Raw genomic sequence first — 26,709 nt, 5'->3', positions numbered from 1 at the left:
CAACCGCCATCTGGCACAACTGGACCACCGGAGCCCCAGCCAAACGATCCCTGACCGCCTACGACCACTGAGAACATCGGACTCATTCATCTAGGCGGTAGAGACGGAACGACTCCTTCTGACCGGCCTGACCCCGGGCAGAATCACCCCGCCGCCGCGGGTGCCGCCAGAGAAGGTGGAGATGCCGGTCTGCCGCCGGAGCCGCTGGAGGTTCTGGCTCTGCGACCGGTGACTGAGTTGCCCCGCGTTGCGACGCGACGGCTCTCTCGTCCCTCGCCGCGGCGCCAGTCAGGACGTGGCGGACCTCCAAGATGCACCGAGTTCCACGAGCCGCCCCCGCAGTTCGCCGCGCTGCTCCTCCAAGTCCGGCGAGGCGGGCGAGAGGAGATAGACGTTGTCGCGGTACAGGCGAAACCCGATGCGCTCCCACCCTCCAGCGATCTTCGCGTTCACGCGGTCCCACTCAGGTCGGTCCCGGAGGCGGTGGCTGCTTAGGTCGGTGATGCCTGGTGCGCAGGTGATGGCCCGGCAACCGGGCATGAGCCGGTGGATCACCTCGGTGGCCAAGATGACGGCCAGGCCATGGCCTCGCCACTGCCGATCGAGGGTCACCCGGTCCATGACGAGCAGGCCGGTGCCGATGTACTCCAACAGCTCGCTGACCTCGCTGGTGAACGAGCCAGTCTGCGGGTCGAGGAGCACCTGCGCTGTCTCGTACAGCTCCTCGGATTCCTCTTCCATGGCCCAGTAGGCGTTCCGCCCGCGGTCGAGATGCACCCGATAGAAGGTCATCCTCCCGATCGCGACGTCCTCCACAGAGCACGAGGGGCAGTCCGCACGGGCGCAGTCAGTGGTCGCCGCCGGGTCCTCGCCGCCGTGATGCTCACGGCGCCGCTGGAGGACGGCCACATCCCACCGCTCCAGCGTGTCAGCCTGCGGGGTGTCACAGAGTCCGTCGTCGTAGGAGATGCGCAAGTACAGCTCGGTGGGGTCGCCGGGCAACGTGCAGGACTCGATCACTGCGGCAGCCTAGCGCGGCAAAGCCGGGTGTGATGGGGCGTCCACCAGGCCAGAGTGCATCGCCAGTACTACCTGCTGCCTGTCGCGATCGACGCTGCGGCTCAGGTGCCAGGTGATGGCGGCCCAGCCGCGGGCGCTCCGTGGCAGCGAGGTCCGAAGACACTGCGCATTGCCTGCTCACCAGCACAGAGCACCAGAATCTGTGTGAGGTCCATCACGGCGGAACCGAGGCAATTCGAGAACGCGCACCCGACGACCAACGCCCCTCAACAGGGCTGACCAGCAAGGCTGTTGACATGACGCAATTAACACAAGCACACCCCCTCCAATTGGTACATTAGTGACAAAAAGCATGCTTCTAGCACTTCACGTACGGTCTGTCGCATGAGCCTCGATTCGCACTTCGCGACCTCCTACACCTCACTCCAGGCCGTGCTGACGACGCTGTTCGTCGTAGCTCTGGCGCACCCCGACCCGCAGATCAGGGCGCGCGCGGAACGACTGTTGGCGGTGATCTTCGGAGCCCGGTAGAACGGCGCGAGCACGAACCTGAGCCGAGGGCTACGTACCGCCGAGACGCGCAGGGCAAGCGCCGCCTCCACGAGGCCATCGCGCGGCGTCCGCGCCGGGCGGGCGCCCACGGCAAAGCCCCCGAAATCTACTGATTCCGGGGGCTTTGTGAAGTGGGGCGGCGGTGGCTGGAGTCGTGTGGGCAGGCAGCCCTGGGGTGAGGGCGTGGGGCTCGGGTACTGGTGGATGGTCAGCGCGTGCGCGGCGCGACGGGTGCGACGGCTGGCTTCGGCAGGGCAGAGCGGGACGCCGTCTGGCGGGCTGAGGTGCGGTCCGGCGTGTAGGGGAACCAGATTTGGGCGTACTGCGTGATCGCGGTGCGAAGTCCGTTTCCCTGGGCGCCCTTCCACGGCGGCTCGCCAGCACTGCGCCTGTCATTCCAGTCACGGAAGACGGCGTAGCCGTCTCGACCCGCTGTGAAGTTGCGGGCCGCGTCTCGGCGGGCGAAGGTGCCGTGTTCGGCGAAGGGGAGGATCGCGGTGTCGATGACGCCCTGGTCGGGGTGGATGACGCGCAGGCGCACACCGTCGTACTCGCCGTGACGGATGGTGGGGGCGAAGTCGATCCGCAGCCGGAGCGCCGAGTCGGGCTGTGGGCTGGCGTAGTAGGCGTTGCCGACGACGGCGTGCTCGTCGAAGGGCAGCGCAAGGACTTCGCTAAAGAACTTCTGTATGTGCAAGGACACTTGGGCTCTTGTTCCGGTCTGGCGGCGGTTTAGCGGCGGCGGGCGGCGGGCCGGGCGGGGAGGGCGGCTGACGGGGTCGTTGTGCTGCTCCAGCGCGGAACGCTGTATGTAGTGAGCGCGGGCCGACGGGGAGCGGTGCGCTGGATGTCGAGGGGCGTGGGCACCGGGGGCGGTGGAGGCTTGATGGGGACGAGCTGGGCGTGTTTGCACAGACCGCTCATCAGGGAGTCCTTCCAGCGCGGCAGGGGCGCGGGGTCGGACACGCTCTCGGTGATGGCCTTCACGAGCGGTATCGGTGTGTTCGTGGAGGCGGTGGCGTACCAGCGGGCGTACCCGCTCTTCGGGCCTCCCCACAGGTGCCAGCGGGCCTCCAGGGTGGTGAGTTCCTTGTCCGCATCGAGCGAACCGGTGGCGTACTCCAGTTGGGCCATGCCGTCTGGGGTCTGCAGTTCCAGGACGGCCCATCGTGGGTGCTGCACCTTCCACCCGCGGTTGATCAGCGGGGCGACGGCGTGGAAGGCGCCGAGTTCGGGATCGGCGGGGTCGGGCTGGGCGAGGTAGTGGTCGGGGCCGTCCTGGTATGCCTGGGCGAGGGCTGTGGTGAAGGCGGTGACGAACTCGGTGGGGCAGTGGTCGTTGAAGCTGACGCCCCAGGTGGGCGGCCCGAAGCGGTCCTGGTAGGCGTTGATTCGCCAGAGTCCGTCATCGTCTCCCTCGGGCAGGTATCCGAGTCGGACGCGGCGGTCGGGTGCGGTGACGTAGGCGTTGGCGATTATGTGGAATCAGAAATGTCAAGCCGCAGGCCGTTACTGATCTTGAATTCGTGATGCCGGTGCAGCGACCCAGTGGTGCTGGCCCTTTGTTCTTGCCGGGCAAGATGACGGGGGTGAGGGAGCCTTGGGGAAGGGACGTGGTTGCCCCTCAGGCTGCGGGCGTAGGAGGGCATGTCATCGTCGACGACTTTGGACGGTCCGTCGTGATGGCCGTGCTCGCGGGCGGACGCCCGGTCGTCGGCAGGCGTGTCGATCGAAACAATTGCGAACCCTCGCCGACCCTCTTGTCTCAAGCGCCTGAACTGCCAATCAGCCGTGTCACCTGCACGGTCGTGCCTCGACAGCTCGTACCGGGCTACGCTCCGCCGCTCGGAATCGTCCTGGACCTCTGGGCGGCACCGGCACCACCGTGGCGGCCGTCAAAGCCCTCGGGCGAGTCTGTATCAGTGCCGACCCTCTCACTGTGTAGCGCGTCCTGGTCACGCCAGAGAAGCCAGTACTATGACGACGATGGCGAACATCACCGCAAATACCACGCACAGCTCGACCACATCGCTTGTCCCCATCCGACGTTGCCGCCCTGGTGCGGAAGGCTCAGACCTGGTCCCGGAAGGTTGCCGAGCCGGGGCTAGCATCGGTCCCAGCTCCTCCGCCTCCGGGTGCCGCTCCGCGGCGGTTACCTGCGGCTGAGCCAACATCTGCGCCGCCCACCAGCGATTCCGGGTCAACGCGATACTGTGCCCGGCGTTGCGGGCTCGCTGCTGCGGCACCGGGCGGCCCTTCGCAATCAGTTCGCCGCGGACATGCCGGAACAGGGCACCCATCTCCAGCGGGTCCGGCGCATCGGGTACCCCATCGGTCAGGGCCTTCAACAATTCACCCGAGAAGGCCGTGAACTCCTCACCCTCTGGGGACCAGGCCAGCTGAATTTCGGACGACGCGGTCATCACGTAAGTACCCTCGACGCGGGCGCGGTCTGCCACTTCGACCGATGGGCCCATGTGGCCCTCTAGCGCTCGTCCGCTGTAGCAGCAGTCCAGGACGACCACACGGCTGAGGGCCCTGCACGTGTCGACGAGTTCATGGCGGAGCAGGTGGTAGGGGACGGTACGGTAGAGCCGTTCGTGGTCGGACTCTGGCAGAGCGAGCAGCAGGTCGGCGTCGGGAGACAGCAGTCCGTGACCTGCGAAGTACACCACAAGGGTGTCCGTCGCCTCAGCCGCTGCCTCGTGAACGGCGTCCAACACTGTGTCGGCGGACGGTGGGTTGTTCAGCACCACGCAGTGCTGCTCAGCCAGACCCCACAGGTGGGGGTCCATGAACAAGGCGGCGAGCCGGCTGACGTTGTTGCCCACCGCGGGCAGGTTCGCAAGGTGACGGTAGCGGTCTACCCCGATCAAGACTGCACGAGACCTCGTGGGGTCGGGAAGATCCATTAGTCGTTCCCGGACTGCAGGAGTTCGACGATCCGGCGTATCGATTCCTCCGAACCGTCCTTGACCGTGACCGATACCTCGCCGACCGTGATCGTGATAGCGCCGCCCATGGCGCGCCCTTGGCGCCAAGTGGCGTAAGCGACCGCGAGGTTGGCTGCTGCGATGCCCTGGCTGACGACGAGCTCGATAACCTCGACGGCACCCATGAAGCTGCTGGTCTGCCGCGGTGGCAGCAGCCGCACCTCGGCATGGCGCCGGAGCTCGCTGTCCTGCCGTAACCAGCGGTAGAGGTCGGTGAGCGCCGTACCACCATCGTCCGTTTCGATGCTGACCTGAACCCGCATGACACCCCCGTGCTGTCTCTCGTGATCCACCCACGATAGAGACATACGATCAGCGCTGCGCGACAAACGGGCCAGGACTATCCGCGAGTTCGAGTCGCTCGCCCTGCGCGTGCGACATCGTCGAGGTGTTCTCCTGCGGGCGGCACCTGTCCGTGCTGAGCGGCCTCGCGTACTGGGCCCGGGTACTCGGCCACCATCCCGGCCCGCGCATGCTGCGCGAACTGCCCGCCGTCGATACCCCGATGTGGACGTACAGCGACCACCGCGTTCTCACCGTCCTGCACAGCGCCCACGGCGCGGATTGCCGATGGTGCTGCTGTCCAACGCCCTTCAAGCTCTCAACGACATCCTCGACACCCACGACTGGTGCCGCCGGCTGATGACTGCTGCGGACGCGGGCGCGCCCCCGCCGTTTGGCGGTCATGACGTTCACTCCTGTGTGCCTTGGCGCACTTCCACGATGGGCAGGACGGTGGCGGTGGCGGGGAAACCGAGCTCCCGTGGTGTGGGGCCGGCGGGTGTAGGGAGGTCGGTGAGCCGGGCGAGGAGGGCGTCGATGGCGGTTTGGCCGTCATCGACGGCGGCGCGTTCGTCCTCGGTCAGCGGAATGGAGGCGAGCATGCGCTGCAAATTCTCCTTAGCTTCGAGGAGTTGGGCCCCGCTGGAGTGCTTGGGGGTGTAGAAGTCGCAGCGGGCGCAGGCCATCCGGTGCTGGCACTGTTCGAAGAAGGTGTAGGTGCACCAGCCGTGGCCCAGGTCGTAGTACTGCCAGGGCTCTCCGGTGGCTGCCGCGCCGGAGGCCACGGCGTCGCGGTCGACGAGGACCTCGATGGTGCGCACGTTCCGGGCGAAGTAGCCGGCCTCGCTATATGCCTTGGCCAGCGTCTTGGGGGAAATCTTCGCGTAGAACTGGGTGGAGCTGGGCGACCGGTGTCCGAGCCATGCCTGCAGCTCGAACAGGGTCATCGGTTCCTTGGCGTTGTAGAGCTGGCTGGCGATGGTGCTCCGGGCCCGGTGGCTGGTGATTTTGCCACGGACGTCACTGGCAGGGACCCCGGCCTTCGTGCACAGCGCCGGGATGATCGTGCGGTTGATGTAGTCCTTGGAGACCCGCTTGGCACGGTGGGCGAACAGGAACTCCACGCGTTCGCCGGTCTTGGCATCCAGCATCACAGGTTGCTTGGGGCGGACGGCCTGCCAGACCTCGATGGCCTGTCCGAGCAGAGGGTCGACCGGCTTGCTGAAACTCGTGCCGGTCTTGTGGGCCGGGACGTCGAGCAGGCAGATGGCGTCGCGGGCGAGGATGTCGGAGGCGACCGGGCTGACGGCAGTGCCGTCGTGCTGCCAGCGGACGCAGCCGGTGCGCAGGCGGCGGATCTCGTCGCTGCGCTGGCCGCTGAACAGCCAGGTCAGCGCCACGGCTCGGGAGAGCTCAAGAGGCTAGCGCGGGCCGCTGCTGGTAGTAGGCAGGTCGTCGGAGGTGAGGTTGATGCCGGCCCACAGCAACTTGGCCCATACCTCGTCGGCGATGACGCGGGGGTTGGGACCCAGCAGTGCACGGATGCTGCGGGGCGTTTCCAGCGCGCGCCCGGGATCGAACCGGCGCGGGATCCAGTCCCATTCCTGAAGGTCGCGGAAGAACGCGCGGCTGGCGGTGAGTGCACTGTCCTTGGTGGAGGGGGACATCGGGTCTCCGAACACGCCGCGCGTGGCGGTGCGTTCGACGTAGTCGCCGATCCGCATCCGATCCACCGTTGCCACCCAGGCAGCGCAGGTCGCCCGGGTCCACTGGGCCGGCTCGGTGATCTGCGGGTGCTCGGTGGCCAGCCACCGGCCTACGCGGGCCAGGTCCTGACGGTAGGCCAGGCGGACATTGCGACTCAGCGTGGAGGTGTCGAACCAACGGCAGACCATCTCGGCCCACGGCGCCGGCACATCCGTCCACCGCTGGGCTCGCAGATGTCCCACCAGCGTCTCGTTGCGCGCGACGGGCGGCTCGCACCGCCCCAGCGCCGCCAACGCCCGCTGCAGCGAGTGCAGATCACCGGAGGCCCTCCTGGTGGAACGCACCGCCTGACGCAGACGCTCCGGCAGCGCCGCGTCCATATCCGACAGCAACGGGCTGCGGTTGAGGAGCATCGCGTGCGCGATCAACGTGCGCACCGAGCGATTGCCGGCCGTGTCCAAGCGGTAGCCCCAGCCGCGCAGCAAGCCGTAGACGGTCTCGACCTCACGGTCCACGATCTCGGGCCCGAAGACCGTGCGGGCCAGGTGCAATCGTTCGAAGCGGACGAACAGGGCTTCGTCCACGGGCGCGCCCAGCAGGTAGGCGTAGGCCAGCAGGCGTATGCGGCACGCCCGCGACGCCTGTTCCGGCCACTGGCGGCTCCACTCCTGCGCATCGGGCCCGATCACACGGGTCCACGCGCTCTGGTCCCAGCTCCACCACGCGGAACCGGCCTCGGCGGTGCGGGTCAGCAGCATCCCTACCACCTGGTAGTCGACCCACCGGTGGTGTCCGGCGCTGTCCGGGATCCATAGGCAGGAACGCACCTGCTCCAGCGGCCTGAGCAACCGTGCCAGAGCGGCGCGCTCCGCCCGGGTCAGCCGGGCGGAGTGAAACAGCTGCGGGCCGGCCTGCACCAGCACCGCACGCTCGTCGGCACTCAGCTGCGAGCCCCGGTCCCAGGACGCGCCGTCCACCGGCCAGACCCACTCCGGTGCCGTCTTCCCCGCGGCCGGGGCGAGCGCGGTCACCGCGGCCGTCCGGTGCCTTCGGCGCCGGCGCTCAGCAGTGCGACCCGCTGGGCATGGATGTGCTCCATCCCGCGCCTGAACTTCTCGGACAGGTCCCGGCCCGAGAGGTGGATGTAGCGCATGGTGGAGTCGGTGTGCCGGTGTCCGGCGAAGGTGGCGATCGCGTGCACCTCCCAGCCCATCCGTGCCAGGTCGGTCAGGCACAGGTGTCGAGTGGTGTGCGTGGAGAAGCGCTCCATCCCGGCCTCCACGGCGATCCGGCGCACCACCTTCGACCACGTCCACAGGCTCAGCGGCTGGGCGAAGTTGCGCCGCGACTCCGACAGGAACAGCCCACCGCGCGACCGGCTGACCGTGGCCCGGTGCACCAGGTACTGCGACAGCAGGGCCCCGGTCGCCGCCGAGTAGGGCACAACCCGTTCCCGGCCGTTCTTGGTGGTCTCCGCCCGCACCCGTACCAGCCGCCGGCCCGGGTCCAGGTCGTCGGTGCGCAGCGAGCACAACTCCTCCCGGCGCAGGGCCGCATCGTAGGCCAAGGCCAGCATGAGACGGGTGCGTACCGGCTCGGCTGCAGCGACCGTCAGAACGGCCCGCCACTGCTCGTCGCTGGGGATCCAGGGAAGCGTCACCAGCCGCCTCACCAGCCCCCGCTGCGGCGCGCCGCCAGGGGCCCCAGGGGTGTAGCGTCCCCGGCCGACGGGATTGCCCTGGCGCAGCCCCTCCTCGACCAGGAAGTCGTAGAACAACCGCACCGACACCAGGCGCTGCTGGAGCGTCGCGTTCGACAACCCGGCACCGGAGTCCAGCGCCACGACGTTGCTGCCCCGGCGGCTCGGCCGTGAGCTCAGCTCGCGTACGTGCAGTGCGACATGGGCTCGCGTGGCCCGGACCGGGTCCACGCTCTCCCGCTCGCACAACTCCAGATACTCCGCCAGCCCCCGGGCGTAGGCATCGATCGTCCTCGCCGCCCGTCCCAAGTCCTGCCACACCTGCAGCCAAGCCACTGCCTGCTCGTGCCGACCGAGTATGGGCCACTTCTCCCTCAGCTCGACCATCTGGTATCGCTGATCCTTCCGTCCGTGGGTCCCCGTACGAGTAACCAGCCTCGCAAGTGATTCCACGTAACTTCTAGGTCGTCGTACGTCAGCTCCCAGCCGAGATTCATCAGGGGCTCAAGGGCCGGGTCTCCTGTGTAGGTGGTGCCGGCGAGGTAGCGGGGGTAGACGTAGACGTCTCCGTCGATGCCGGGATCGAAGTCGGTCAAGTGGGCATCCGGTTGATCGGGGTGGGCGGACGCAGTCGGCGGTCTAGGCGGGGGTGATCTGGACGGTCAGGTGTCGGTACGCCTCGGTGGAGCGGGCCTGCGCGTCGACGGCGCTGGGGCCGGTGGTGATGAGGTAGCCGATGCGTGCGCTGAATATGTCGCCGTGCGGCGGCAGGACAAGGCGGTCGCCGGCCTCCCGCTGGAAGTTCACGCGCTCAAGGCAGGGGAAGTCGCCGTCGAGGCGGCGCTCGGTGAGGGTGCCGGAGTAGGCGGGGTAGATCAGCCGGATCGTGGCGGCCTGACTGCATGTTGGTGTGAGGTCGGGTGTCTTTCCGCAGGCGATGTCGGCGGCGGCGCGGGCCAGGTCGACGCCGGTGGCCAGGTGGACCAGGTGGCTGATCATGTCGCCGGCGATGCGGGCGTTGACCTCGACGAGGCGGGCGCGGCCGTCGACCAGGCGGATCTCGACGTGGCTGACGCCGTCGCTGACGCCGAGGGTGTCGATGGCCGCGGCGGCGGCCGGGGCCACGGTGGCACGGAGCGGGTCGTTCGCGTCGACCACGTGCGCCAGCTCTTCGAAGTACGGCGCGCAGCCGAGGGTCTTGCGGGTGACGGCGACCACCGTGGTCTGCCCCTGGTGGGTGACGCATTCGACGCTCACCTCCGGGCCGTCGAGGTATTCCTCGACCAGGACCTGGGTGCTCTCCGCCCCCTGGCCGGCGGCCTGCGCGGCGAAGGCGTACGCGGCCGGCAGTTCGTCGGCGGTGTCGACGCGGACGACGCCGATGCTCGCGGCATGCGCGGCGGGCTTGAGGACAGCAGGGAAGCCGATGCGCCGGGCGGCCTCCGCTGCCTCGCGCTCGGTGCGCACGCTCACGGAGGTGGCGGAGGGCACCCCGTGGCGGGCGAACAGGCTGCGGCTCGTGTGCTTGTTGCGGCAGCCCTGGAGCGCCTCGGGGGCGGTGGTGGGCAGGCCGAGCTGGCGGGCCAGGCGGGCGACGGGGACGAGGTACCACTCGGTCCACGTCATTACGCCGGCCAGTTCGTGCCGCTCGGCCAGTGCGCGTCCTGCCTCGCTCAGCGCCGCCTGATCGGTGGGGTCGGCGATCTCGTGGTCGAGGAGGAACTCCTTCTCCCAGGTCGGCGCGGCGCCGGAGATCAAGACGACGTCGTAGTGGGCGGCGACGTTCGCAAGGCAGGTGCCGCGATACGCGTGGGCTTCCATGTCGGCGGCGGCAACGACCAGGACGACGGGGCGAGAGGGCAACAAGGCTCCAAACAGTGCGAGGGGAAGAAGAGTTGCGGCATGCGTGTCAGGGGGTGCGTCGGCGGCGCAGCTCGAAGGCCGGTGCCCAGTGGGGGTGGTCCTCGATCAGCTTCCGGGCGTAGAGCGCGGTGAAGTTGTTGTTCAGGCCGCGTACGCCTGCGGGAAGCTGCCGACGCAGGTCCTCGAACAGGGCCTTCAGTCCGACCCGGGTGGCGCCGCCGGCGAGCCGGTCGGCCGTCATGCGCTCCAGCGCGCGGTAGACGTACGGGTGCTCGGCGTCGAAGGCCAGGAACCGGTCGGTGAGCGTCGGGCGCGAGCCCGTCCGCACCGAGGGGCGGGGGATGGGCAGGGCGTGCGGGTCGGCAAGGGTGTGGGACGTGGGCATAGCAGGGGGCTCCGGGTGAGCAGGAGGTGGCCGGGCGGTCAGGCGAAGGAGGCGCGCAGGCCGGGGGTGGTGCGCAGCCGGGCAAAGGCGGTGAACAGGCCCAGGGCCTGCACCGCGGCACAGAGGGTGATGACGTGGCCGAGCTGGGCGGGCGGCACGGTGGCGACGACGACGCCGGCAAGGGGGAAGGGCAGCAGGAGCAGCAGGATGGTCAGCGACAGGGTGGCGCCGAACGAGTCCGCGGGGATGAGGCGGGAGCGCAGGGTCCGCAGCACCACGGTCATGCCGCCTTCGCCGGCCATGAGCACGGCGATCAGGGTGAGATAGGTGCCGTAGGTGTCGGCGAACGAGACGGCCAGGCACGCGGTGGCGGCGATGGAGGCGGACAGGGCACCGACCGGCCACAGACCGAAGCGGTCGATGGCACGGCGGCACAGAGCGACCGCGACGAGGGACGCGAGGGCGGCGACCGACCAGGTGAAGCCGACGTCGGCCGTGGAGTGTCCGAGCTGTTTGACGATGATGACCGGGGCGGCGGCTTGCAGCAGACCGACGGCGAGGTTGGAGATGGTCAGTCCGGTCACCAGCCAGCCCAGGGCCGGCAGCGAGCGCAGGGTCGACCAGCCGGTGTGCAGTCCCCGGAGGGCCGGCTGCCGTGCGGGCTTGGTCCGGTGGCACTGGCGCGGGGCCAGGACGCTGGTGAGCAGAGAGAAGAGGGCGATCACCGTCAGCATCCCGGCGGCACCGGTCCACTGAAGCAGTACGCCGGCGAGTGCGGGGCCGGCGAGGGTGGCGACCTGGTCGATGCCGAGGAGCACCGACTGCACGCGGTGGGCGCGGTCGCCGGTCTCACGGCCGGCGACGCCGCCCGCGGTCTCGGCCGCGATGTACGAGCACTCGGTGAGGATGCCGGTGAACGCGGCGAGCAGCATGACGGTGACCGTCGCGCCGAGGCCCTGTTCCTGCGCCGGCAGGAACAGGGCGGCCGCCAGGACGACCAGGGCCCGCGCGGCGGAGGCGTAGCGCAGGACGGCGGTGGTGCCGTGGCGGTCGACCAGCGCTCCGGCGAAGGCGAACGCGCCCAGGCGTGGGATCCATTCGAGGGCGAAGGCGAGTCCACTCAGAGCCTCGGAGTCGGTGGTGGCCAGCACCAACAGCGGGATGCCGTAGGTCGTCATGGCGAACGCGGCGGCGTCCGTACTGCGCGGCAGGTAGATGCCCCGTAGAAGGGTGGGCACCGGCCGGCGGGCGTGCTGGTGCCCGACACGGGGTCTCACGCCGCGAGCCCCGATTCCTCCGCCGTACCGGAGGAGCAGGCACCGGCCTGGTGCAGGAGCCGGGGATGCGCCGTAAGCCACTCCGACAGCGCCTCCTGCGGCCTCGGCTGCTCGCTCCTCGCGCTGGTCGGATCGGAGCCCTGGAGCTGGAAGGTGTGCTGGATTCGGGTGACGAAGTCACTGGTGGGGCTGGGGAACTGATGGCGGCGGGCCCAGCGGGCTGCTGTGTCGTATACCTCGGCGAGGTCCTCGCCGCTGGTGGTGAGCCGGTAGCGGTCGGGGGCCTGTTGGTCGGCGTGGACCAGGCCGAGGTCGCGTGCGGTGTCGATGGCGCGCCGCAGTTGCCCCGGTGTGAGGTCGCCGAAGGCGCCGAGCAGGCTGCCGCGCCGGTGGCTGATGGGGCCGTTGTCGTCGATCTCGGTGATCAAACGGATCAGGCCCGGCAGGGTCAGCGTGCGGACTGCTCGGCGTTCCTGAAGGAGGCTGGAGTGCAGGGGGCGGGTCATCGGCGTGGGCCTCCTGCCGGGGTGATGGGGCGGGTCGGTATCTGGTGGGAGAAGAGGTCACCGGGCTTCCACGCAGGCCCGTCCGGGGGCGTGGTGGCCAGGGCTGGGCCGGCCGACCGTGCGGCGGGTACGGGAGGAACCGGAAGGCGGGTCGCGGTGGTCGCCCAGGGGCCGGAACGGTTCTGCGACGGGGCAGGGCCGTGCCCCCGAACCGGCCGCATGCCGGGCTCGGCGGCTGGGGCAGCCCACGCAGAGATTGCCTGGAAGACGGGAGCGAGGGCCCGGCCGCTGGCGGACAGCTGGAAGTCACCGTTGCCGGTGGCCGTGACGAGACCGTCTTCGACCAGGCGGTCCAGTGGCTTGTAGACGGCCGTCAGCCCGTAGCCGGGCATCGCCTCGGTGGTCAGCGTCTTGGCGCTCGCGCTGCCCCGGCTGTGCAGGGACCACAGGATCGGGGTGGCGTGCCGGGGAGCGATCAGAGCGAGGGTGTCGTCGATGTTCTGGGCCGGGGCGATCCGCTCGGGCCCCTTCTCGCCGGTGGTCTTGTTGGTGACGGGCTGCTTCTCCAGGTAGGTGTCGCCCCAGGACGCGATCACGGCCAGGACGGGCATCAGTTCGGCACCGCGGCGTGTGAGTCCGTAGGTGACGTGGCGCGGGCCGTACTCCGTGCGTTCGACCACGCCCGCGTTGGTCAGCTGGCGCAGCCGTGGGTGGAGTTGGCCGTCGTGCAGCCACGGCAGCCTCGGCTTGATCTCGGCGTAGCGCAGCGGCTTTGCCGAGAGGGTCATCAGCACCCACACGCTCCAGCGCGGGGCGAGCAGATCCAGAGTCTTGGTGACGCCCGAGAGGTCGTCTTGGGTGGTGTGGGGCAGACCGGTGGTGGCCAAGGAAGGGGCTCCTCAAGCGGTACGGGCGGATCAGCGGGAGCGGGAGGGGACGCGTGCCGGGGCCGCGGGTGCAGGCACAGCAGGCGGTGGGGTGGCGGGGGCCGCTACGCGTCGCAGTCCTCCCAGGACCGCGCCGGTGGCCTTGGCGTAGGCGTCGCGGGTGGCGACGGACTCGGCGATGCGGCGGGCGCAGTCGAAGATGTGACCGGCGGCGTGACGGCCGATCTCCCTGTCAGGGGCGGTGAGTTCGCGCAGCCGCTCCAGCTGGAAGGTGATGTTGCGTTCGGCGAGGTCGAGGTCGCTGTGGCTGCCGGTGAGCGCGCCGAGCAGGGTGGCCTCCGGTGTGCTGTCAGCGAGGGCTTCGAGTTCGGCGAGCGGCTGGCCATACAGTTCCTCGATGCGCTCGGCGAGGGCCTGGGACACGGAGTGCGTGGTGGCGTCGGGCTGGGACAATCGGCGGGTCTTTCAGGGGCGGTGGGCCTGCACCGCCCCGGCACCGCGGGACGGTGGGACGGGCGGAGCGGTGGCAGTGACCTTCAGTTGGGCTTTTGACACCGGTCGGCTGGGGTGTTGGCCGGGGTCGGGCATGGTCTGCAGCAGGTCGTCGAGTGCGTTCACGTAGCCGTCGCGAGCCTCCAGAGCCGCCTCCAGCCACTGGGCGTCCCACCGCAGGCCCTCGGCGGACAGGGCGCCCATGTCGCCGTCGGCGGCAGTGGCCTCATGGACGCGATCACGTACACGGGCGACCTGCTCCTCGGCGAGGGCAAGGAAGCTCCGCAGCTCCAGCGCGCGTTGCAGCGCAGCCGAGGCGCCGGGGTGCACAGCCTGCGCGTACAAAGCGGCGGGACAGGCGCCGAAGGCGGTCTCCAGAGCCTGGTCGCGGCTGGTGGGCTTGGCGATGACGCTCATCGCGTCACCCCGCGCGGGGCAACGCCTCGCAGGCGGGGCAGCCCAGGGGCGGTGGTGGACAGGGCCGGCACGCGACGGGCGGCGGGGGAGGTACGGCGCCACACAGCCGGAGCGCCGTCGAGGAGGTGGTTCACGACCATGGCGCGGCCGTCCCGGGCGGTGACGGCGGTGTTGACCTGCTGGGCCAGTTCCATGACGGGGTCGTCCAGTTCGCCGGGCTGGGTGCCAAGGGCATCGACGAGCGCGTCCTCGGCGGTGTCGAGTGCGTCCTGGGATTCGGTGAGCAGGCCGTACCAGCGCACGATCGTCGTGGCCTCGGGGCTGGCCTGCGGTGACGCCGCTACAGCTCGACGCAGTTCGGCGAGAGGCATCTGGAATCGGTCCTCAATCCGCTCGGTGATGACACCCATCACGTCTTCGCTGAACTCGGGCACGGCGGGTCTCCTTTCGATAGCGTCACGGGTGGGAAGGCCGCACCGGCAAATTCGGTGCTGTAAGGCGGTATTGGCTTCTGCACGCCGGATTAGTGCAGGCAGGTGTAGACGACCGGGTAGACGTAAGTGCCGGAAACCCAGCCCTTTACTCCGGTGTTCTTGTCCGTGATGTAGACCCACTCGCCGTACTTGGTGGCCTTGTGGACGGTGAACTTGTGGCTGCGGTACAGGACGCCGAGCGCAGTGGACTTCGACGAAGCCTTCGACCGGATGGTGACAGCGCTGGCGTGGTGGACCTTGTACGGGTCCGCCTTATGGCAGGAGGCAGAGGCAACGGCCGCGGTCGGGGCTGCGGCGTTGGCGGCCGGCGCAGTGACAGCGGGCAGGGCGATGGCCGCGGTCACAGCTGCGGCAGCGGCAATACGAGGAAGACGCAAGGGATTTCCTAACAGTTGAAGGGAGGTAGCGCGGGAACGCGAAAGCGGGCCCGTGCTGTTGCCGTTCGGGCCGAGAACAAGAATCCAGAGAATCCCCGGTTTCGGTAACCGGGGATTGCGTGCTACATTCCGCCCGCCTCCCCTGAAGCGGCTCGTATTTCGCCGGGCGGGACGCGGTGAGATGTGCGTGAGTTCAGCGGCGCAATCCGGGCGGCGGTGCGGGGCGCGCAGGCAAAGCGGGGTTACCGGCTGTGGTGGTGTGTCGGGTCGCCGGCGATGCGGTGGGCAGCGGGATCTGCTCACCGCGCCAGTTGCTCTCCCACCACTGAGTGGCGGCTTCAAAGGACGGGAAGCCGCCCTCGCGCAAAGTGTGCGTCCACGCGTCGGTGTCGACCTCCTGGAGCAGCACGCGGAAAGGCTGCGGCGCCTTCTCGTCGAGGGCGCGCAGCAGCACGGTGATCTCGATCGGACCGGTGTCGTGGGTGTAGCTGTGCAGCAGGGCGAAGTGGTCGCCGTCGCGGCGCAGTCGGTTCTCCAGGGCGCGGGTGGCCTGGTTGGCGGGGTTGGTTCCCATGCCGTCGGCGAGGAGGATCTTGTCCTCGGGGCAGCCGCGGGCGATCAGCCAGGACTGGGCCATGGACGGCAGCGGCAGCATCTGGTGGGTGAAGCGGAAGGTGTGCGCTGCCGTGTCGCGCTTGAGGTGGAGAGCGACGAGCTGCGGTTCACCCGGGATGCCCCAGGTGGCGGCGCGGTCGTGCATCACGAAGAAGCTGTGCTCGCTGTCCTCGGTGTGGTGCTCGGCGAGCAGGGTGAGCATGTCCTGCTCGATTCGGATGTGCTGCCAGAACTGGTCGGCGACGTTCTGGTTGACGGCCTCGTAGCCGTCGAGACGGAAATCCGGTTCGTAGGTGAGCATCGCTGCTTTCGTTCGATGACGCCATCGGCTGGATGAGCAGGTGGCGTTGAGCCGTTCAGCGGCGCAGGTACGCGGGAGCAGGTGAAGCCGCCAGTCGGGGCGGCGTAGTGCTGGGCGGGCCTGCGCGGCGCGGGGCAGCCAGGGCAGCCCGGCCGGCGTCGGTGAGAGTGATCGGCTGTCCGGCGTGTACCGCGTGGGAGGTGTCGCGGTCCACGAGACCGCTCTCCTGAAGGCGCTGCAGCTGGGCGTAGGGGATGCGCGTCCGCGATCGGGTCGCCACCGCGAGCCGATGGGTGACGAGGTTCTTGTGCAGCTTGGCGCCCTGGGCGATGGCGAGCAGGGCTGCGGCGTCCTTCGCGGGCACCTGCTGTGGCTCCTGCCGCGGCGGGGCGGCCTCGATCGGACGCAGTGCAGTAGCGGCCTTGGTCTGCTGGACGTCGCGCTCGTCGATGGCAGCGGCCAACTGGTCTACCGAGCGCTCGATCCGGGCCAACAGCACATGATCGACAGGGAACTCGCCGGACACGAGGCGGGCGAGTCGGGTGCGGTGGAAGGTGACATCCCGCTCGGCCCGTACAAGGTCGCGGTGGGCGTCTGCCACGGCAGTATGCGCCGCGTCGAGGAGCCCGTGGTCGCGATGCCGGCCCAGCTCATCGAGGCTGCGGTTCACGGCGTTCTCGATCCGGTGGTCGAGGGCGGTGGCCGTTCGACCGACCGGCGAGGGTGTGGGGGATGGGGTCAAGTCGGAGCCGCTCCGGTGGACGGGAAGTGGTCGGAAGCCAGCGCGTCCAATGCGACGCGGACCTCGACGTGCGGGCCGGCACGGGTGCGCCGCGAGGGCCCCAGATGCTCGGTGACGCGGAGCATCGGGGCGTTGGATGCCTGCGTGTACGCGGTGAGGGTGTGTGCTCCGCGGGTGCGGGCGATGCCGGCAGCCTGCTGGGCCAGGGCTGTTCCGATGCCCTGACGGTGCCGGTCGTCGGCGACTTGCAGCCCGAGGTCGATGACGCCGGGCTCCCCGCTGACGGGCCCGACGCAGACGAGCGCCAGAGGGAGCTCGTGCGCGTCGAGCCCGATCCAGCACTGGGCCTGGGTGACAAGCCGTGTCAGATCACGGGGTGTGAGCTGGGTTCGGCCCCAGCGGCGCAACAGGTTCTGTTCGGAGCACCGGGCGTGGAAGACGGCGACCAGGTCCCAGTCCGCCGCTGTCACCAGGCGAGTACGTGCGAGGGCGGGATGCGTCAGCAGGAGCAGTTCGGGCGGGCGGCCAGCAGGTCGCTGCGCCGGTAGGCTCGGTAGCGGCTGCCGTCGGCGGCACGCGGCTTCCGGGGCTGGACTCCGTAGGGGCGAAGGAGCAGGGCGAGCCGGATCGCGGTGAGGTCGGCGTAGCGCCAGCGTCCCTCGGCTTCGCCGGGCAGTTCGCGCAGGCTTGAGGCGAGTTCCGCGGTGCTGACATAGTCCGCTGCGCCCAGGGTGTCGAAGGCATCGAGGCAGGCGTGGATGATCGTCTTCGGACGGCTCGGGCAGGACAGGATCTCCTCGCACGCGTCCTCGTGGAGGTCATCGAAGTCGTCCAGCCCCTCCAGACCTTCGAAGTCCTCGAAGTCGTCGAACTCGTCGAACTCGTGGATGTCAGGGTCGAAGTCGGGCGCCTCGTCCTCCGTGAGGTCGTACTCGTCCTGCGGCTCGGGCTCACACGCGGTGGTACGGCAGCAGGAGACGGACAGCAGGGCGTTCAGCTCAACGCCCGCCGCCATCCGTTCGACCAGCACGTCGGTCAGCATGTCCAGCTGTTCGGTGGCACTGGCCGCGGGGAGGTCGGCGGTGGCCATCTCGGCGAGCTGCCGGTCGAGTTCCTGGATCTCGACGACCGCATCGAGGATGGCGCGGTGCTGTGGGTTCTCGGTGACCTCGGCCGGTGCCAGTACAGCGGCGGCGACCTGGTCGATCAGGGTGGGGAACTGCTTCAACGAAGGGGGCCCTTCAGGGTCGGGGGGAGTGCGGGTCGGGAGAGGCCGGGCATCGCGTAGGGCGGTGGTCCTGGCTTGGGAATGGGCTGGCGCGTGGCCAGTTGCGGCGAGCGGGTGCGAGCGGCGTGGGTGCGCTCCCCCATGGGGCGTCGGCTGATGCCGAGGCGAGTGCGGGCCGTGTCGTACACGTCGTGCGCCTCGCGCGGACGTACGGCCACCACGTGGATCTCGGTGGTGTGCGTGGAGTTCGCGGGCGCCTGCCGCTGGGCGTAGACGATGCGCCAGGCGTTGCGGTGATCGACGTAGAGCTTGCGGCAGCCGGCGAGGTCGCGGGTGAGCTTGGCGCCGAACAGTCGGGCGCTGACGACCTCCTGGAGCTGTGCGAGTGCCAGGTCGCGGATGTCGCCGGGGGCCGACAGGAGGTCGTTCAGGGCACGGGGGTCGAAGGAGAGACCGAAGGCCGGGTGTACCTCGCCGCCGGTCATCCGAGGGCCTGGCCTGGTTCGCCGTCCTCTTCCGACTCCTTCTTGACGGAGGTGACGGTCCGGTTCGAGGGCGGCGGACCGGGCAGCAGGCGGTGGGCGGGCCGGTCCGGATCCGTCATGCAGGCCGACAGCGGTCCGCCGGCAGCCCGGATGGTGGCCATGGCGTGGGTGAGAAAGTCCCGGTGCCAGACGAACAGGCCGCTGAGCCCGGCTTCGGCGTCCTTGTGCTGCTGGTAGGCCAGCCACAGGGCGTGGAGCCAGCCGACGACGTCGTCGTGTTCCTGCCACTGCTCGCACCACGGCGCGGCGGTCGTGACCTCCGCTCCGTAGACCCGGACGAGGAAGTCGTCGACCCAGTCGGACAGCGCATCGAGTTCGTCCTCGTACTCCTCGCCCTCCAGTTCGAGGATCGGGCGGGGCTCGGGTGGGGCGGGCTGCGGGGGCAGTCCCGCGAACCCCGGCATCCCGAAGGCACCGAACGGTGAGTCCGCAGACGCAGGTGCGGAGGACAGGCTGTCGATCTGTCGGGCCTGCTCTGCGGACTGGTCCAGCAGCTTGCGGACGCTCGCCTCGATACTGTCCAGATCCGAGTCCGGCAGCCGAACCGGTTCCGTCTCCCCGTTCTCCGGGGGGTTTATGGATTCAGGCACGAAAAGGGCCTCCTTGGAGCCGCAGCCATAGGCAGTGAATTGCGGATCCAACCATCCGGAAAATCCCCGGTTTCGGTAACCGGGACATCGCTGCTATAACGCATCGCGCGCCACAGGCAGCGCACACAGGCCGAACACGATGAAGATCGCGCCGGACGACAGGAGAACTCACGCCGCGAGAGTCACGTCATCCTGGGTGAGGGTCTGTTGCATCGTCTGCAATAGCCGAGCATTGGCGATCTCGGCGTAGTGCTTGGTCTTCTCGATACCGATGAAGTCGCGGCCCTCCAGCAGGGCAGCGACTCCCGTCGAGCCGGAGCCGCAGGTGAAGTCGAGCACGGTCCCGCCCTGCGGGGAGATCTGGACCAGCTCTCGCATGACGGAGACCGGCTTCTGCGTGATGTGCTGGCGCGCCTTGCCGCTGGGCTGCGAGGCGCTGTAGAGGCCGGGCAGGTAGACCGGGTTCCGGGAGGCGTCGATCGGACCGTGGCTGGCCCAGACGATGAATTCGCAGTTCTGGGTGAACCGGCCCTTCTGCGGCCTGGCCTGGGGCTTGTGCCAGGCGAGCACACCGCGCCACAGCCAGCCTGCGGCCTGGAGGGCATCCGTGGTGATCGGCAGCTGACGCCAGTCCGTGAAGATCAGCGCGGTACCCCCGACCTTGGTGAGCCGGAGTGCCTCAGTCATGGTCTGGGTCAACCAGAAGCCGTAGCTCCTCTGGTCCATGTTCTCGCCCGTGAAGTCAGGCAGCTCATGTCCGGCATCGGCGGAGGTGTACTTCTGTCGTGCGCTGCGGGAGGTGCGCTCCTTGGCGGTCCGGCCGCCTGAGTTGTACGGCGGGTCGGTGATGACCGAGTCGACACAGCCGTCCGGCAGGCCGGCGAGGACGCCGAGCGCGTCGCCCTGGTGCAGGGAAAAAGGCAAAGAGGTGCCCCAATTCGGGTCGGGTGAGGTGAGGGAGAGACGCTCCGGCCCGCCCGGATATCCCACGGGACCAAATGCGGGCAGGAAGGCACCGCGGTCCGCGCAGCGGGAGGGGCGAGTGGAGGAGCCAAAACTGTAGGGCACGATCCCCGGTTGAGCGCTATCGCCGCCGAAAACCCCGGAATGAAGCCTTGAGCACGAACGATTTCGGCAACCGGGGATCTGCCCCTACTGTTTTGGAACTGCCCGGCGAACACCGCCGATGGCGCATCCCCGCTTTTTCATGGAGGCACCCTCATGTCTTGGCACACCTGACCCGACGCCCCGCAACGGGTGCGAGCGGCAACTCGCGCACGTGCATCAGGGGCCCCGATTCACCCACCACCCGGCTGTTGCGCCCTTTCCACAACGACGCACGCGCTGCCGGGACTTCACCAAGGACCACGTTGTGACACCGCTCTACCCACCCCTGCCCTCAGCCCGCCCACCGGACCGTGACCGCCTGCCGGGAGGCGGACCGGATTGAAGGGCATAGCCGCCTGCATCGGCTTCGTCGCCCTCTCTCCGTTCCTGCTCGGCGGCACCGCCATGATGATGGCGTCCTCCAGCGAAGCCGCTACCACCAAGCCCCTCAGCGGATGCCTGACCGGCGTCGACACCAACGAGGTGACCAGCAAAGTCACCAAGATCCTCGATGGTGCTGACGGCAAGGACATGCGCATCCAGGGCCTGAGCCTTCCGGCCGAGCAAGTCCCCAACGCGCAGACCATCGTGGCCACCGGCCTCAGCCTCGACGTGCCCGCCAAGGGGCAGATCATCGCGCTGGCCACCGCGATGCAGGAGTCACGGCTGCGCAACCTGTCCTACGGCGACCGCGACAGCCTCGGGCTCTTCCAGCAGCGCCCGTCCCAGAAGGACTGGGGTACTGCGCAGCAGATCCGTGACCCGGTCTACGCGAGCGAGCGCTTCTACAAGGCCCTGCTCAAGGTCGACGGCTGGCAGCAGATGAAGGTCACCCAGGCCGCCCAGGCCGTGCAGAAGTCGGGCAAGCCCGACGCGTACGCGCAGTGGGAGGGCCTCGCCACCGCGTTGCAGAAGGCCAGCGCCAAGACGTTCCCGAACGCCGGCAAGAACGCTTCCGCCAAGGACAGCGACAAGGAGTCCGTGGCCAGCGGTGGGAGGTGCGTGCCGGGCAAGGACGGCAGCTCCTTCGGGCCCATCCCCGAGGGCAAGGCCCCCAAGGGCTACAAGATCCCCAAGGGCGCCGACCCCAAGGCCCGCAAGGCCATCGAATGGGCGATGCACCAGCTCGGCACGCCCTACCAGTGGGGCGGGTCCTGCACCGACGCCCACGGCCCCGACCCGATGGGCCGCTGCGACTGCAGCTCGCTGATGCAGCAGGCGTACGCCCACGCCGGCGTCAAGCTCGCCCGCACCACATACACGCAGGTGGGCGAGGGCAAGGCCGTCTCGGCCAAGCACCTGAAGCCCGGTGACCTGATCTTCAGCCGCGGCACGGCCGCCCGGCCCGAGCACGTCGGCATGGCGCTGGGCGAGGGCCTCGTTATCGAAGCGCCGCGCACATCCAAGCCCGTCCGGATCACTCCGATCAAGGACTGGGACGTTCTCGCTGCCCGCCGCGTCCTCTGACGCCGCGCGCCGCCCGCGGCACCTCCCGGGCCGCGCCACCGGGCCCTCTTCTCGCGCCGTGAGCGCACTCCCTCCTCCCTCTTTCTTCCCTTTCGCCGGCCCCTGCACGGGCTGCGCACGCAAGGAGCCCCGCCACACCTATGCCCATACCTCTCGCAGACCGCGCTGCCGTCTTCCTCGCCTACAACCCAGGCATCTCCCCCAAGGGCGGCGGCCTGCCCGGACTGAGCGTGCTGAAGAACGTCGTCAGCTCGATCAACATGTTCGGGATCATCGCCGTTGTCGGCGCCCTGGCCGTTTCCCTCGGTGTGTGGGCCTGGGGCCACCACACCGGTGGCCACCAGGCAGAGGCGAACGGCAAGAAGGGCGCGGTCGTCGCGGCCGGCGCCGCGCTCGGGCTCGGCGCCGCGAACGGCATCGTCGCGTTCTTCTCGGCCCTGGGGTCGCAGGTCCGTTGATGCAGAAACGATTCCCTTCTCTGTCCGGGTACGGCGTGACCTGGTCGGCCAACAAGCGCATCGCGACCGCCGCCCTGCTCATCACCGTGCTGCTCGCCGCCGCCGCGACCACCGCCTGGATCACCGGCCGCGGCGAGGACAACCCGAGCCGCCATGCCCCGGCGCCAGTCGGCAGTTCCTCGCCATCCGAGGCCGCACCCAGGCCCGCGGCCGGACCGGGATCGGTCCCCCGGCCACCGCAGCTCGCGGAGCCGGTGGCCTTCGCCAAGGCGGCGGCCCGGATGCTCTGGTCGTACGACACCCGCGACACCAGCCGCGACCAGCAACTCGCAGGCATGCGCGCGTGGATGACCAAGGAGACCAAGTACGCCGACTGGGCGTCCGTCTCCGGCCAGGTGCCCGATCCGCTGCTGTGGTCCCGCATGGCCGACCAGGACCAGCACGCCACCGGCAGGGCCACCGAAGGCCACTACCCGGGCGCGTTCAAGCAGGCCCTGGCCGAGGACCCGTCCGCGATCACCGAGGCGTACGTCTACGTCGTCACCGTCAACGGCAAGCAGAACATCGCCTGGAAGAAGGGCGGCGGCGGAGCCGAGGAGCGCGCCGTAACCCTCGCCGTGCAGTGCCGCCCCCACCACGACTGCCGCCTGGCCGCCATCGCCCCCAGCGTCACGCAGTGACCCGCCCCGCCGAAAGATAAGGAGGCCAACGTCCCTTGGGTTTCTGCGACTTCCCCCTCGCTGACAAACTCTGCGCCGTCGATGAAGCCGTCGACTTCGCCACCGATCCTGGCAAGGCCATCGGCGACTGGCTGGCCAAGAGCGCCGGCGAACTCGCCGCCACAGCAGCCGACCTGGCTTCCAAGGCCGTCTCCGCCACCACCAAGGTCGATCTCAACGCGGGCTGGTTCCGCGACAACTACGAGATGCTGCTGCCGATCGGCTTGATCATCCTGGTCGGGACATTCTGCGCGCAGCTCGTCCGGGCCGCCGTCAAACGAGACGGCCAGGCATTGACTCAGGCATTCACCGGCACCATGACGGGCGTCTTGTTCGCATTCTGCGCCATCGCCCTGACGACGGTCGCGATCGAGGTCGTCGACGCCCTGTCCGACGGCCTGTTCGCCGCTTCACACCTGTCCGTCGAAACAGCCGTGCGCCGCATCGTGAAGGTCTCCCAGATCGGCGCGCTGTCCGGCCTGGGCTGGCTGGTCGCGGTGTTCGCCGGGCTCGGCGCCGCCGTCGGCGCCTTCCTCTACTGGTGCGTCATGATGGTCAGAAAGGTGGGTATTCTGGTCATGGTCACCCTCGCTGTCTTCGCAGGAGCGGGCGGCGGCTGGGAGGTCGCCCGGCGCTGGCGGCGCGGCTGGATCGAGGCCACCGCAACCCTGGTCGTCTCGAAGCTGCTGATGACCATCGTCTTCGTGCTCGGCATCGCCGCCATGGGCAAGACCGAAGCCAAGGATGGCCTCGGCGCGCTCGCCGACGTCATGGCAGGCATCGTGATCATGGTGCTGGTCCTGCTCTGCCCCTATGCCGTGTTCAAATTCGTGCACTGGGCGGCCGAGGGCACGGACGGAGAATCGATTCACCGCGCCGGAGGCGCCGGCGCCCAGCTCGCCAAGCAGCACGCCGAGAAGGCCACCCGCAAGGCTGCCGCCGCCGCAACGGGCGGCGCGGCAGCCGGAGCGGGCGCCGCCCCGCAAGGCCCCGACGCCGCCGGAGGCGGCGGCTTCCCCGGAGACATTGCCGCCAATCCCACCGGGGGCGGAGGCAACAAGGACGGCGAAGGACCGCAGGGTTCCTCCGGGGGCGACGGGCTCAGGAACGGCCTGGAGAAGGCTGTCCAGCCTCCGCCCACCAGCCCACGTGATGACACCAGCGATCAGGTCGGCGGCACACCCGGGCAGGGCGGCAGCTCAGGCTCGCCGTCCAGCGGCAGCGGCTTCCTGTCGCAGCCCGGCGGCGGCGCGTCCTCGCCTCCGCCGCAGGGCGCCCCACCGGCGCCGGCCTCAGCCGGCACCTCCACCGGGACCGGCGCGCCGCCTCCCTCGCCCACCGGCTTGTAGCTCCTGCCCGACTCCGGGGCGGCACGCGCTGCGCACCCTCGCCGCGTGCCGCCCCGGCCACCGCCCCGCGCACCCTCGGAACGGCCCTTGTCTGCCCTCACCGTCACACCGCTCACCGTCAAGTTCCCCCACAGGTCGAAACGCGGCATCCTGCTCGGCCTCACCCTTCCCCAGCTCATCGTGGTCTCCTGCGCGTTGGCGCTGTTGCTGGTCACGGTGGTCTCCACCGGACTGCTCGGCGCCATCGTCCTGAGTCCGCTGTGGGCCGCGGTCGCCGCCTCGGTCGCCATCCGCCGGCACGGCCGCTCGCTGGTCGACTGGGCGCCGATCGTCCTGCGCTTCGCCCAGCGACGGCGCACCGGGCAGACCCTGTGGCTCGCCCGGCCCGTCACCCGCCCCCGCCAGAACGGCATCCTGCACCTGCCCGGCACCGCCGCCTCGCTGCGCGTGGTCACCCCCGGCGACTCCGCCAACGGTGCCGCCGCCGTCCACGACCCGCACGGCCAGACGCTGACCGCCGTCGCCCGCCTCTCCAGCCGCGCCTTCGCGCTCCTGGACCCGGCGAGCCAGAACCACCACGTAGCCGGTTGGGGCCGGGCTCTGGCGGGCATCGCCCGCACCGGGCACGTCGCCACCGTGCAGGTCCTGGAGCGCACCGTCCCCGACAGCGGCGACACCCTCGCCCGCCACTGGAGCCAGCAGGGTCACCCCGACACCCCGGTGGCCGGGCAGGTCTACAGCGAACTGGTCGCCTCCGCAGGACCTGCCGCCGCCCCGCACGAGGCGTACCTGGCGATCTCCCTCGACCTGAAGGCGGCCAAGCGTCTCATCTCGCAGGCCGGCGGTGGCCTGCCCGGTGCCTTCACGGTGATGGAGCAGACCACCAGCTCGATCGCGCAGGCCGCGCGCAGCGCCGGACTGACGGTGACCGGCTGGCTCTCGGCGCGCGAGATCGCGGCCGTCATCCGCACCGCCTACGACCCCAAGGCGCTGTCCGCGCTGCAGCAGTGGTCGGAGTCCGGGCGGGCCGAGGCCGACCCGGCCGCCGCCGGTCCTGTGGTCCAGGTCGAGGAGTACGACCGGCTCGCCACCGACTCCGCACGGCACGCCACCTACTGGGTCGAGGACTGGCCGCGCACCGAAACGAGCGCAGGCTTCCTGCACGGGCTGATGTTCACCGCCGGGGTCCGCCGCACCCTGTCCCTCATGTACGTCCCCCAGGGCATCGAGTCCGCGATGCGCGACGTGCAGCGCAAGAAGGCGGCGATCATCGCCGACGCGAACGAGAGGTCGCGTCGCGGGCAGGTCGACTCCGAAGCCGACTCGGTCGAGTACGCGGACGTCAAGACCCGTGAGCGCCAGCTGATCGCCGGGCACGCCGACGTCGCACTCACCGGCCTGCTCACCGTGTCCGCCACCACCGACGCCCTGCTCGACGCCGCATGCGCGCAGATCGAAACCGCGGCCGTCACCGCACAGGTCGATTTGCGGCGCTTGAACTACCAGCAGCCCGAAGCCTTCACGCTCGGCGCCCTCCCACTCGCCCGCACGGCCCTGTAGCCCCGCCCGGCACCACCGACGTCCTGCCCCGCGGCAGGAAGGAACCACTTCCTTTGACCTCTACCCTCCCCGTGGGCGAGGCGTACCCGTACCTGCGGGCCGCCAGCACCGGCATCCGCCACCACACGCACAGCCTCGCCTCACGCGCCCAGCACACCACCTCGTCAGCGGACCGCGTGCACCTCGACGTGCTGCACACCCACCTGACCACTCTCCACCAGCTGCTCAACCAGCTCGCCGAAGCCGCCCGACCGCCGCATCCCGCCGCCGGCCTACACCTCGCCACCGCACACACACGGCTGTGGCAGGCCGCCGCCGCCGTGCACGACGCCTTCCACCTCCTGCCCGTGGCGGACGAAACCTCGGCAGAGACCGAGTGCCACCCCGAGCGGCTGCCCGAGGGACCGCCGGTCCTCACCATCTGCCAGCGCCACCTCGCCGCAGGTCACGTCATCCGCCGCAAAACCACCCCGAGCGACCTCAACACTCCGCTGCACGGCCACACCACCCCCTGCAGCCAGTAACCCCACCTCCGAAAGGCATCACATGCGCGCCCTGAAGCGTTCCACCTCCACCGCCGCCATCCTCGCCGCGCTCGCCGGCACCGCCGCCCTGGCCACCGCGACACCGGCCTCCGCCGCCAGCTACCACTGCACCACCAGCAGCTACACCGTCGATGACCCGTCGTTCAACCCCGACTCCGACAACTGGGACTTTGACGTGAAGCTGTGCGCCAAGCGGAGCGGCGGCTACGTCTACACCACGGCCAAGGTCAACTGGGACGGCCCCTACTCGGCCCCGAAGAACCGGTTCGCCAAGGCACGCTTCCACCTGCAGACCAAGCGAAGCGTGAAGGGCACGGACCCGGTCGTGAAGTACGCCAACTACACCGGCCTGAAGCACGCGCTCGACCACAGCAGCAGCAACGGCAACGGCTCGTACGAAACCGGCACCCTCAAGCACAAGGCGGGCTCCAGCCGTTACCTCGCCGACGGCTACATCGAGCTGGACTGGGCGGGCGACGGCAAGGGCTACGGAAAGCCGCTGATTTTCCGCGCCTCCCCGCGCGTCTGACAC

General features: G+C 69.6%; 32 protein-coding genes and 1 pseudogene. 8 read left to right on the top strand and 25 right to left on the bottom strand.

The window, feature by feature from the left end; all coding sequences use genetic code 11:
- Window positions 1-288 precede the first annotated feature (288 nt).
- Window positions 289-1,020, bottom strand: a complete 732-nt coding sequence (locus AB0C46_RS25680; RefSeq protein WP_362830573.1) for a hypothetical protein — start codon at window positions 1,018-1,020, stop codon at window positions 289-291.
- Window positions 1,021-1,404: 384 nt separating this feature from the next.
- On the opposite strand from AB0C46_RS25680, the gene AB0C46_RS25675 reads away from it, so the two are divergent.
- Window positions 1,405-1,551 carry a hypothetical protein gene (locus AB0C46_RS25675; protein WP_362830572.1) on the top strand — a complete coding sequence of 49 codons (147 nt, stop codon included), beginning with the start codon at window positions 1,405-1,407 and terminating at the stop codon, window positions 1,549-1,551.
- Between the two features lie 229 nt (window positions 1,552-1,780).
- Here AB0C46_RS25675 and AB0C46_RS25670 read toward each other — a convergent pair whose 3' ends face one another.
- From AB0C46_RS25670 to AB0C46_RS25555, 24 genes and pseudogenes are all read right to left on the bottom strand, one after another.
- Entirely contained in the window at window positions 1,781-2,275 is a 495-nt protein-coding gene (locus AB0C46_RS25670) for a hypothetical protein (RefSeq protein WP_362830571.1), read from the bottom strand.
- Window positions 2,276-2,304: 29 nt separating this feature from the next.
- A complete protein-coding gene (locus AB0C46_RS25665) occupies window positions 2,305-2,754 on the bottom strand; it encodes a DUF317 domain-containing protein (protein ID WP_362830569.1) in 450 nt (149 codons plus the stop codon).
- A gap of 114 nt (window positions 2,755-2,868) precedes the next feature.
- Window positions 2,869-3,048, bottom strand: a pseudogene (locus AB0C46_RS25660) (DUF317 domain-containing protein); the annotation flags it as partial.
- A gap of 479 nt (window positions 3,049-3,527) precedes the next feature.
- On the bottom strand, window positions 3,528-4,484 hold the full coding sequence (locus AB0C46_RS25655) for a caspase family protein (protein ID WP_362830568.1): 957 nt from the start codon (window positions 4,482-4,484) through the stop codon (window positions 3,528-3,530).
- The gene (locus AB0C46_RS25650) at window positions 4,484-4,828 is read right to left on the bottom strand and encodes a hypothetical protein (protein WP_362830567.1); all 345 of its coding nucleotides are present in this window, start codon (window positions 4,826-4,828) and stop codon (window positions 4,484-4,486) included. Before AB0C46_RS25650 ends, AB0C46_RS25655 begins: the two co-directional genes overlap by 1 nt.
- A gap of 429 nt (window positions 4,829-5,257) precedes the next feature.
- On the bottom strand, window positions 5,258-6,247 hold the full coding sequence (locus tag AB0C46_RS25645) for a tyrosine-type recombinase/integrase (protein ID WP_362830566.1): 990 nt from the start codon (window positions 6,245-6,247) through the stop codon (window positions 5,258-5,260).
- A 21-nt stretch (window positions 6,248-6,268) separates the two neighbouring features.
- Complete coding sequence (locus AB0C46_RS25640) at window positions 6,269-7,585, bottom strand: hypothetical protein (protein WP_362830564.1); 1,317 nt, start codon at window positions 7,583-7,585, stop codon at window positions 6,269-6,271.
- Complete coding sequence (locus AB0C46_RS25635; RefSeq protein ID WP_362830562.1) at window positions 7,582-8,640, bottom strand: site-specific integrase; 1,059 nt, start codon at window positions 8,638-8,640, stop codon at window positions 7,582-7,584. Before AB0C46_RS25635 ends, AB0C46_RS25640 begins: the two co-directional genes overlap by 4 nt.
- Window positions 8,641-8,892: 252 nt before the next feature.
- Window positions 8,893-10,074, bottom strand: coding sequence for an ATP-grasp domain-containing protein (locus tag AB0C46_RS25630; RefSeq protein ID WP_362830582.1), 1,182 nt, complete (start codon window positions 10,072-10,074; stop codon window positions 8,893-8,895).
- An 88-nt stretch (window positions 10,075-10,162) separates the two neighbouring features.
- A complete protein-coding gene (locus tag AB0C46_RS25625) occupies window positions 10,163-10,501 on the bottom strand; it encodes a hypothetical protein (RefSeq protein ID WP_362830560.1) in 339 nt (112 codons plus the stop codon).
- A gap of 38 nt (window positions 10,502-10,539) precedes the next feature.
- A complete protein-coding gene (locus tag AB0C46_RS25620) occupies window positions 10,540-11,778 on the bottom strand; it encodes an MFS transporter (protein ID WP_362830559.1) in 1,239 nt (412 codons plus the stop codon).
- Window positions 11,775-12,284, bottom strand: coding sequence for a hypothetical protein (locus AB0C46_RS25615; RefSeq protein WP_362830558.1), 510 nt, complete (start codon window positions 12,282-12,284; stop codon window positions 11,775-11,777). The genes AB0C46_RS25620 and AB0C46_RS25615 overlap by 4 nt, the downstream gene beginning before the upstream one ends.
- A complete protein-coding gene (locus tag AB0C46_RS25610) occupies window positions 12,281-13,171 on the bottom strand; it encodes a helix-turn-helix domain-containing protein (protein ID WP_362830557.1) in 891 nt (296 codons plus the stop codon). The genes AB0C46_RS25615 and AB0C46_RS25610 overlap by 4 nt, the downstream gene beginning before the upstream one ends.
- 30 nt (window positions 13,172-13,201) lie before the next feature.
- Window positions 13,202-13,624, bottom strand: coding sequence for a hypothetical protein (locus AB0C46_RS25605; protein ID WP_362830556.1), 423 nt, complete (start codon window positions 13,622-13,624; stop codon window positions 13,202-13,204).
- A gap of 12 nt (window positions 13,625-13,636) precedes the next feature.
- Window positions 13,637-14,080 (bottom strand): hypothetical protein, encoded by a 444-nt coding sequence (locus AB0C46_RS25600; protein ID WP_362830555.1) that lies wholly within the window; start codon window positions 14,078-14,080, stop codon window positions 13,637-13,639.
- Entirely contained in the window at window positions 14,077-14,514 is a 438-nt protein-coding gene (locus AB0C46_RS25595) for a hypothetical protein (RefSeq protein ID WP_362830554.1), read from the bottom strand. Before AB0C46_RS25595 ends, AB0C46_RS25600 begins: the two co-directional genes overlap by 4 nt.
- Window positions 14,515-14,603: 89 nt before the next feature.
- Window positions 14,604-14,951, bottom strand: a complete 348-nt coding sequence (locus AB0C46_RS25590; RefSeq protein WP_362830552.1) for an SH3 domain-containing protein — start codon at window positions 14,949-14,951, stop codon at window positions 14,604-14,606.
- Window positions 14,952-15,144: 193 nt separating this feature from the next.
- Window positions 15,145-15,867 carry a hypothetical protein gene (locus tag AB0C46_RS25585; protein WP_362830551.1) on the bottom strand — a complete coding sequence of 241 codons (723 nt, stop codon included), beginning with the start codon at window positions 15,865-15,867 and terminating at the stop codon, window positions 15,145-15,147.
- 55 nt (window positions 15,868-15,922) lie between these two features.
- Entirely contained in the window at window positions 15,923-16,609 is a 687-nt protein-coding gene (locus AB0C46_RS25580; RefSeq protein ID WP_362830549.1) for a hypothetical protein, read from the bottom strand.
- Window positions 16,606-17,079 (bottom strand): GNAT family N-acetyltransferase, encoded by a 474-nt coding sequence (locus AB0C46_RS25575; protein ID WP_362830548.1) that lies wholly within the window; start codon window positions 17,077-17,079, stop codon window positions 16,606-16,608. Before AB0C46_RS25575 ends, AB0C46_RS25580 begins: the two co-directional genes overlap by 4 nt.
- Window positions 17,080-17,108: 29 nt before the next feature.
- The gene (locus AB0C46_RS25570) at window positions 17,109-17,837 is read right to left on the bottom strand and encodes a DUF3631 domain-containing protein (protein ID WP_362830547.1); all 729 of its coding nucleotides are present in this window, start codon (window positions 17,835-17,837) and stop codon (window positions 17,109-17,111) included.
- A complete protein-coding gene (locus AB0C46_RS25565) occupies window positions 17,834-18,322 on the bottom strand; it encodes a hypothetical protein (protein ID WP_362830546.1) in 489 nt (162 codons plus the stop codon). Before AB0C46_RS25565 ends, AB0C46_RS25570 begins: the two co-directional genes overlap by 4 nt.
- Window positions 18,319-18,972: a DUF4913 domain-containing protein gene (locus tag AB0C46_RS25560; protein ID WP_362830545.1), complete on the bottom strand. Its 654-nt coding sequence runs from the start codon at window positions 18,970-18,972 to the stop codon at window positions 18,319-18,321. Before AB0C46_RS25560 ends, AB0C46_RS25565 begins: the two co-directional genes overlap by 4 nt.
- A gap of 168 nt (window positions 18,973-19,140) precedes the next feature.
- The gene (locus AB0C46_RS25555) at window positions 19,141-19,896 is read right to left on the bottom strand and encodes a site-specific DNA-methyltransferase (RefSeq protein WP_362830544.1); all 756 of its coding nucleotides are present in this window, start codon (window positions 19,894-19,896) and stop codon (window positions 19,141-19,143) included.
- Between the two features lie 522 nt (window positions 19,897-20,418).
- Between AB0C46_RS25555 and AB0C46_RS25550 the strand changes: the two genes are divergently transcribed.
- The 7 genes from AB0C46_RS25550 to AB0C46_RS25520 all read left to right on the top strand — a co-directional run bounded on the left by AB0C46_RS25550 (window position 20,419) and on the right by AB0C46_RS25520 (window position 26,706).
- Window positions 20,419-21,546, top strand: a complete 1,128-nt coding sequence (locus AB0C46_RS25550; RefSeq protein WP_362830542.1) for a C40 family peptidase — start codon at window positions 20,419-20,421, stop codon at window positions 21,544-21,546.
- 140 nt (window positions 21,547-21,686) lie between these two features.
- Complete coding sequence (locus AB0C46_RS25545; protein WP_362830541.1) at window positions 21,687-22,004, top strand: DUF6112 family protein; 318 nt, start codon at window positions 21,687-21,689, stop codon at window positions 22,002-22,004.
- Window positions 22,004-22,684, top strand: a complete 681-nt coding sequence (locus AB0C46_RS25540) for a hypothetical protein (protein WP_362830540.1) — start codon at window positions 22,004-22,006, stop codon at window positions 22,682-22,684. The genes AB0C46_RS25545 and AB0C46_RS25540 overlap by 1 nt, the downstream gene beginning before the upstream one ends.
- 35 nt (window positions 22,685-22,719) lie before the next feature.
- Window positions 22,720-24,072, top strand: coding sequence for an ATP-binding protein (locus AB0C46_RS25535; protein ID WP_362830538.1), 1,353 nt, complete (start codon window positions 22,720-22,722; stop codon window positions 24,070-24,072).
- An 87-nt stretch (window positions 24,073-24,159) separates the two neighbouring features.
- On the top strand, window positions 24,160-25,632 hold the full coding sequence (locus AB0C46_RS25530; protein WP_362830536.1) for an SCO6880 family protein: 1,473 nt from the start codon (window positions 24,160-24,162) through the stop codon (window positions 25,630-25,632).
- A gap of 53 nt (window positions 25,633-25,685) precedes the next feature.
- The gene (locus tag AB0C46_RS25525) at window positions 25,686-26,156 is read left to right on the top strand and encodes a DUF6238 family protein (RefSeq protein ID WP_362830535.1); all 471 of its coding nucleotides are present in this window, start codon (window positions 25,686-25,688) and stop codon (window positions 26,154-26,156) included.
- Between the two features lie 22 nt (window positions 26,157-26,178).
- Window positions 26,179-26,706, top strand: coding sequence for a hypothetical protein (locus tag AB0C46_RS25520; protein ID WP_362830533.1), 528 nt, complete (start codon window positions 26,179-26,181; stop codon window positions 26,704-26,706).
- Window positions 26,707-26,709: the final 3 nt, after the last annotated feature.

Source organism: Streptomyces sp. NPDC048637 (assembly GCF_040650675.1).
In the GTDB taxonomy this organism is placed as follows: domain Bacteria; phylum Actinomycetota; class Actinomycetes; order Streptomycetales; family Streptomycetaceae; genus Streptomyces.
This window is presented reverse-complemented; position numbering and strand designations above follow the sequence as displayed.

What these genes read in the sequence shown, in the direction of transcription:
- AB0C46_RS25600 (WP_362830555.1), bottom strand. Translation starts at nt 14,080, where the DNA reads ATGAGCGTCATCGCCAAGCCCACCAGCCGCGACCAGGCTCTGGAGACC.
- AB0C46_RS25655 (WP_362830568.1), bottom strand. Translation starts at nt 4,484, where the DNA reads ATGGATCTTCCCGACCCCACGAGGTCTCGTGCAGTCTTGATCGGGGTA.
- AB0C46_RS25650 (WP_362830567.1), bottom strand. Translation starts at nt 4,828, where the DNA reads ATGCGGGTTCAGGTCAGCATCGAAACGGACGATGGTGGTACGGCGCTC.
- AB0C46_RS25585 (WP_362830551.1), bottom strand. Translation starts at nt 15,867, where the DNA reads ATGCTCACCTACGAACCGGATTTCCGTCTCGACGGCTACGAGGCCGTC.
- AB0C46_RS25520 (WP_362830533.1), top strand. Translation starts at nt 26,179, where the DNA reads ATGCGCGCCCTGAAGCGTTCCACCTCCACCGCCGCCATCCTCGCCGCG.
- AB0C46_RS25630 (WP_362830582.1), bottom strand. Translation starts at nt 10,074, where the DNA reads ATGGAAGCCCACGCGTATCGCGGCACCTGCCTTGCGAACGTCGCCGCC.
- AB0C46_RS25545 (WP_362830541.1), top strand. Translation starts at nt 21,687, where the DNA reads ATGCCCATACCTCTCGCAGACCGCGCTGCCGTCTTCCTCGCCTACAAC.
- AB0C46_RS25565 (WP_362830546.1), bottom strand. Translation starts at nt 18,322, where the DNA reads ATGACCGGCGGCGAGGTACACCCGGCCTTCGGTCTCTCCTTCGACCCC.
- AB0C46_RS25635 (WP_362830562.1), bottom strand. Translation starts at nt 8,640, where the DNA reads ATGGTCGAGCTGAGGGAGAAGTGGCCCATACTCGGTCGGCACGAGCAG.
- AB0C46_RS25675 (WP_362830572.1), top strand. Translation starts at nt 1,405, where the DNA reads ATGAGCCTCGATTCGCACTTCGCGACCTCCTACACCTCACTCCAGGCC.
- AB0C46_RS25625 (WP_362830560.1), bottom strand. Translation starts at nt 10,501, where the DNA reads ATGCCCACGTCCCACACCCTTGCCGACCCGCACGCCCTGCCCATCCCC.
- AB0C46_RS25615 (WP_362830558.1), bottom strand. Translation starts at nt 12,284, where the DNA reads ATGACCCGCCCCCTGCACTCCAGCCTCCTTCAGGAACGCCGAGCAGTC.
- AB0C46_RS25540 (WP_362830540.1), top strand. Translation starts at nt 22,004, where the DNA reads ATGCAGAAACGATTCCCTTCTCTGTCCGGGTACGGCGTGACCTGGTCG.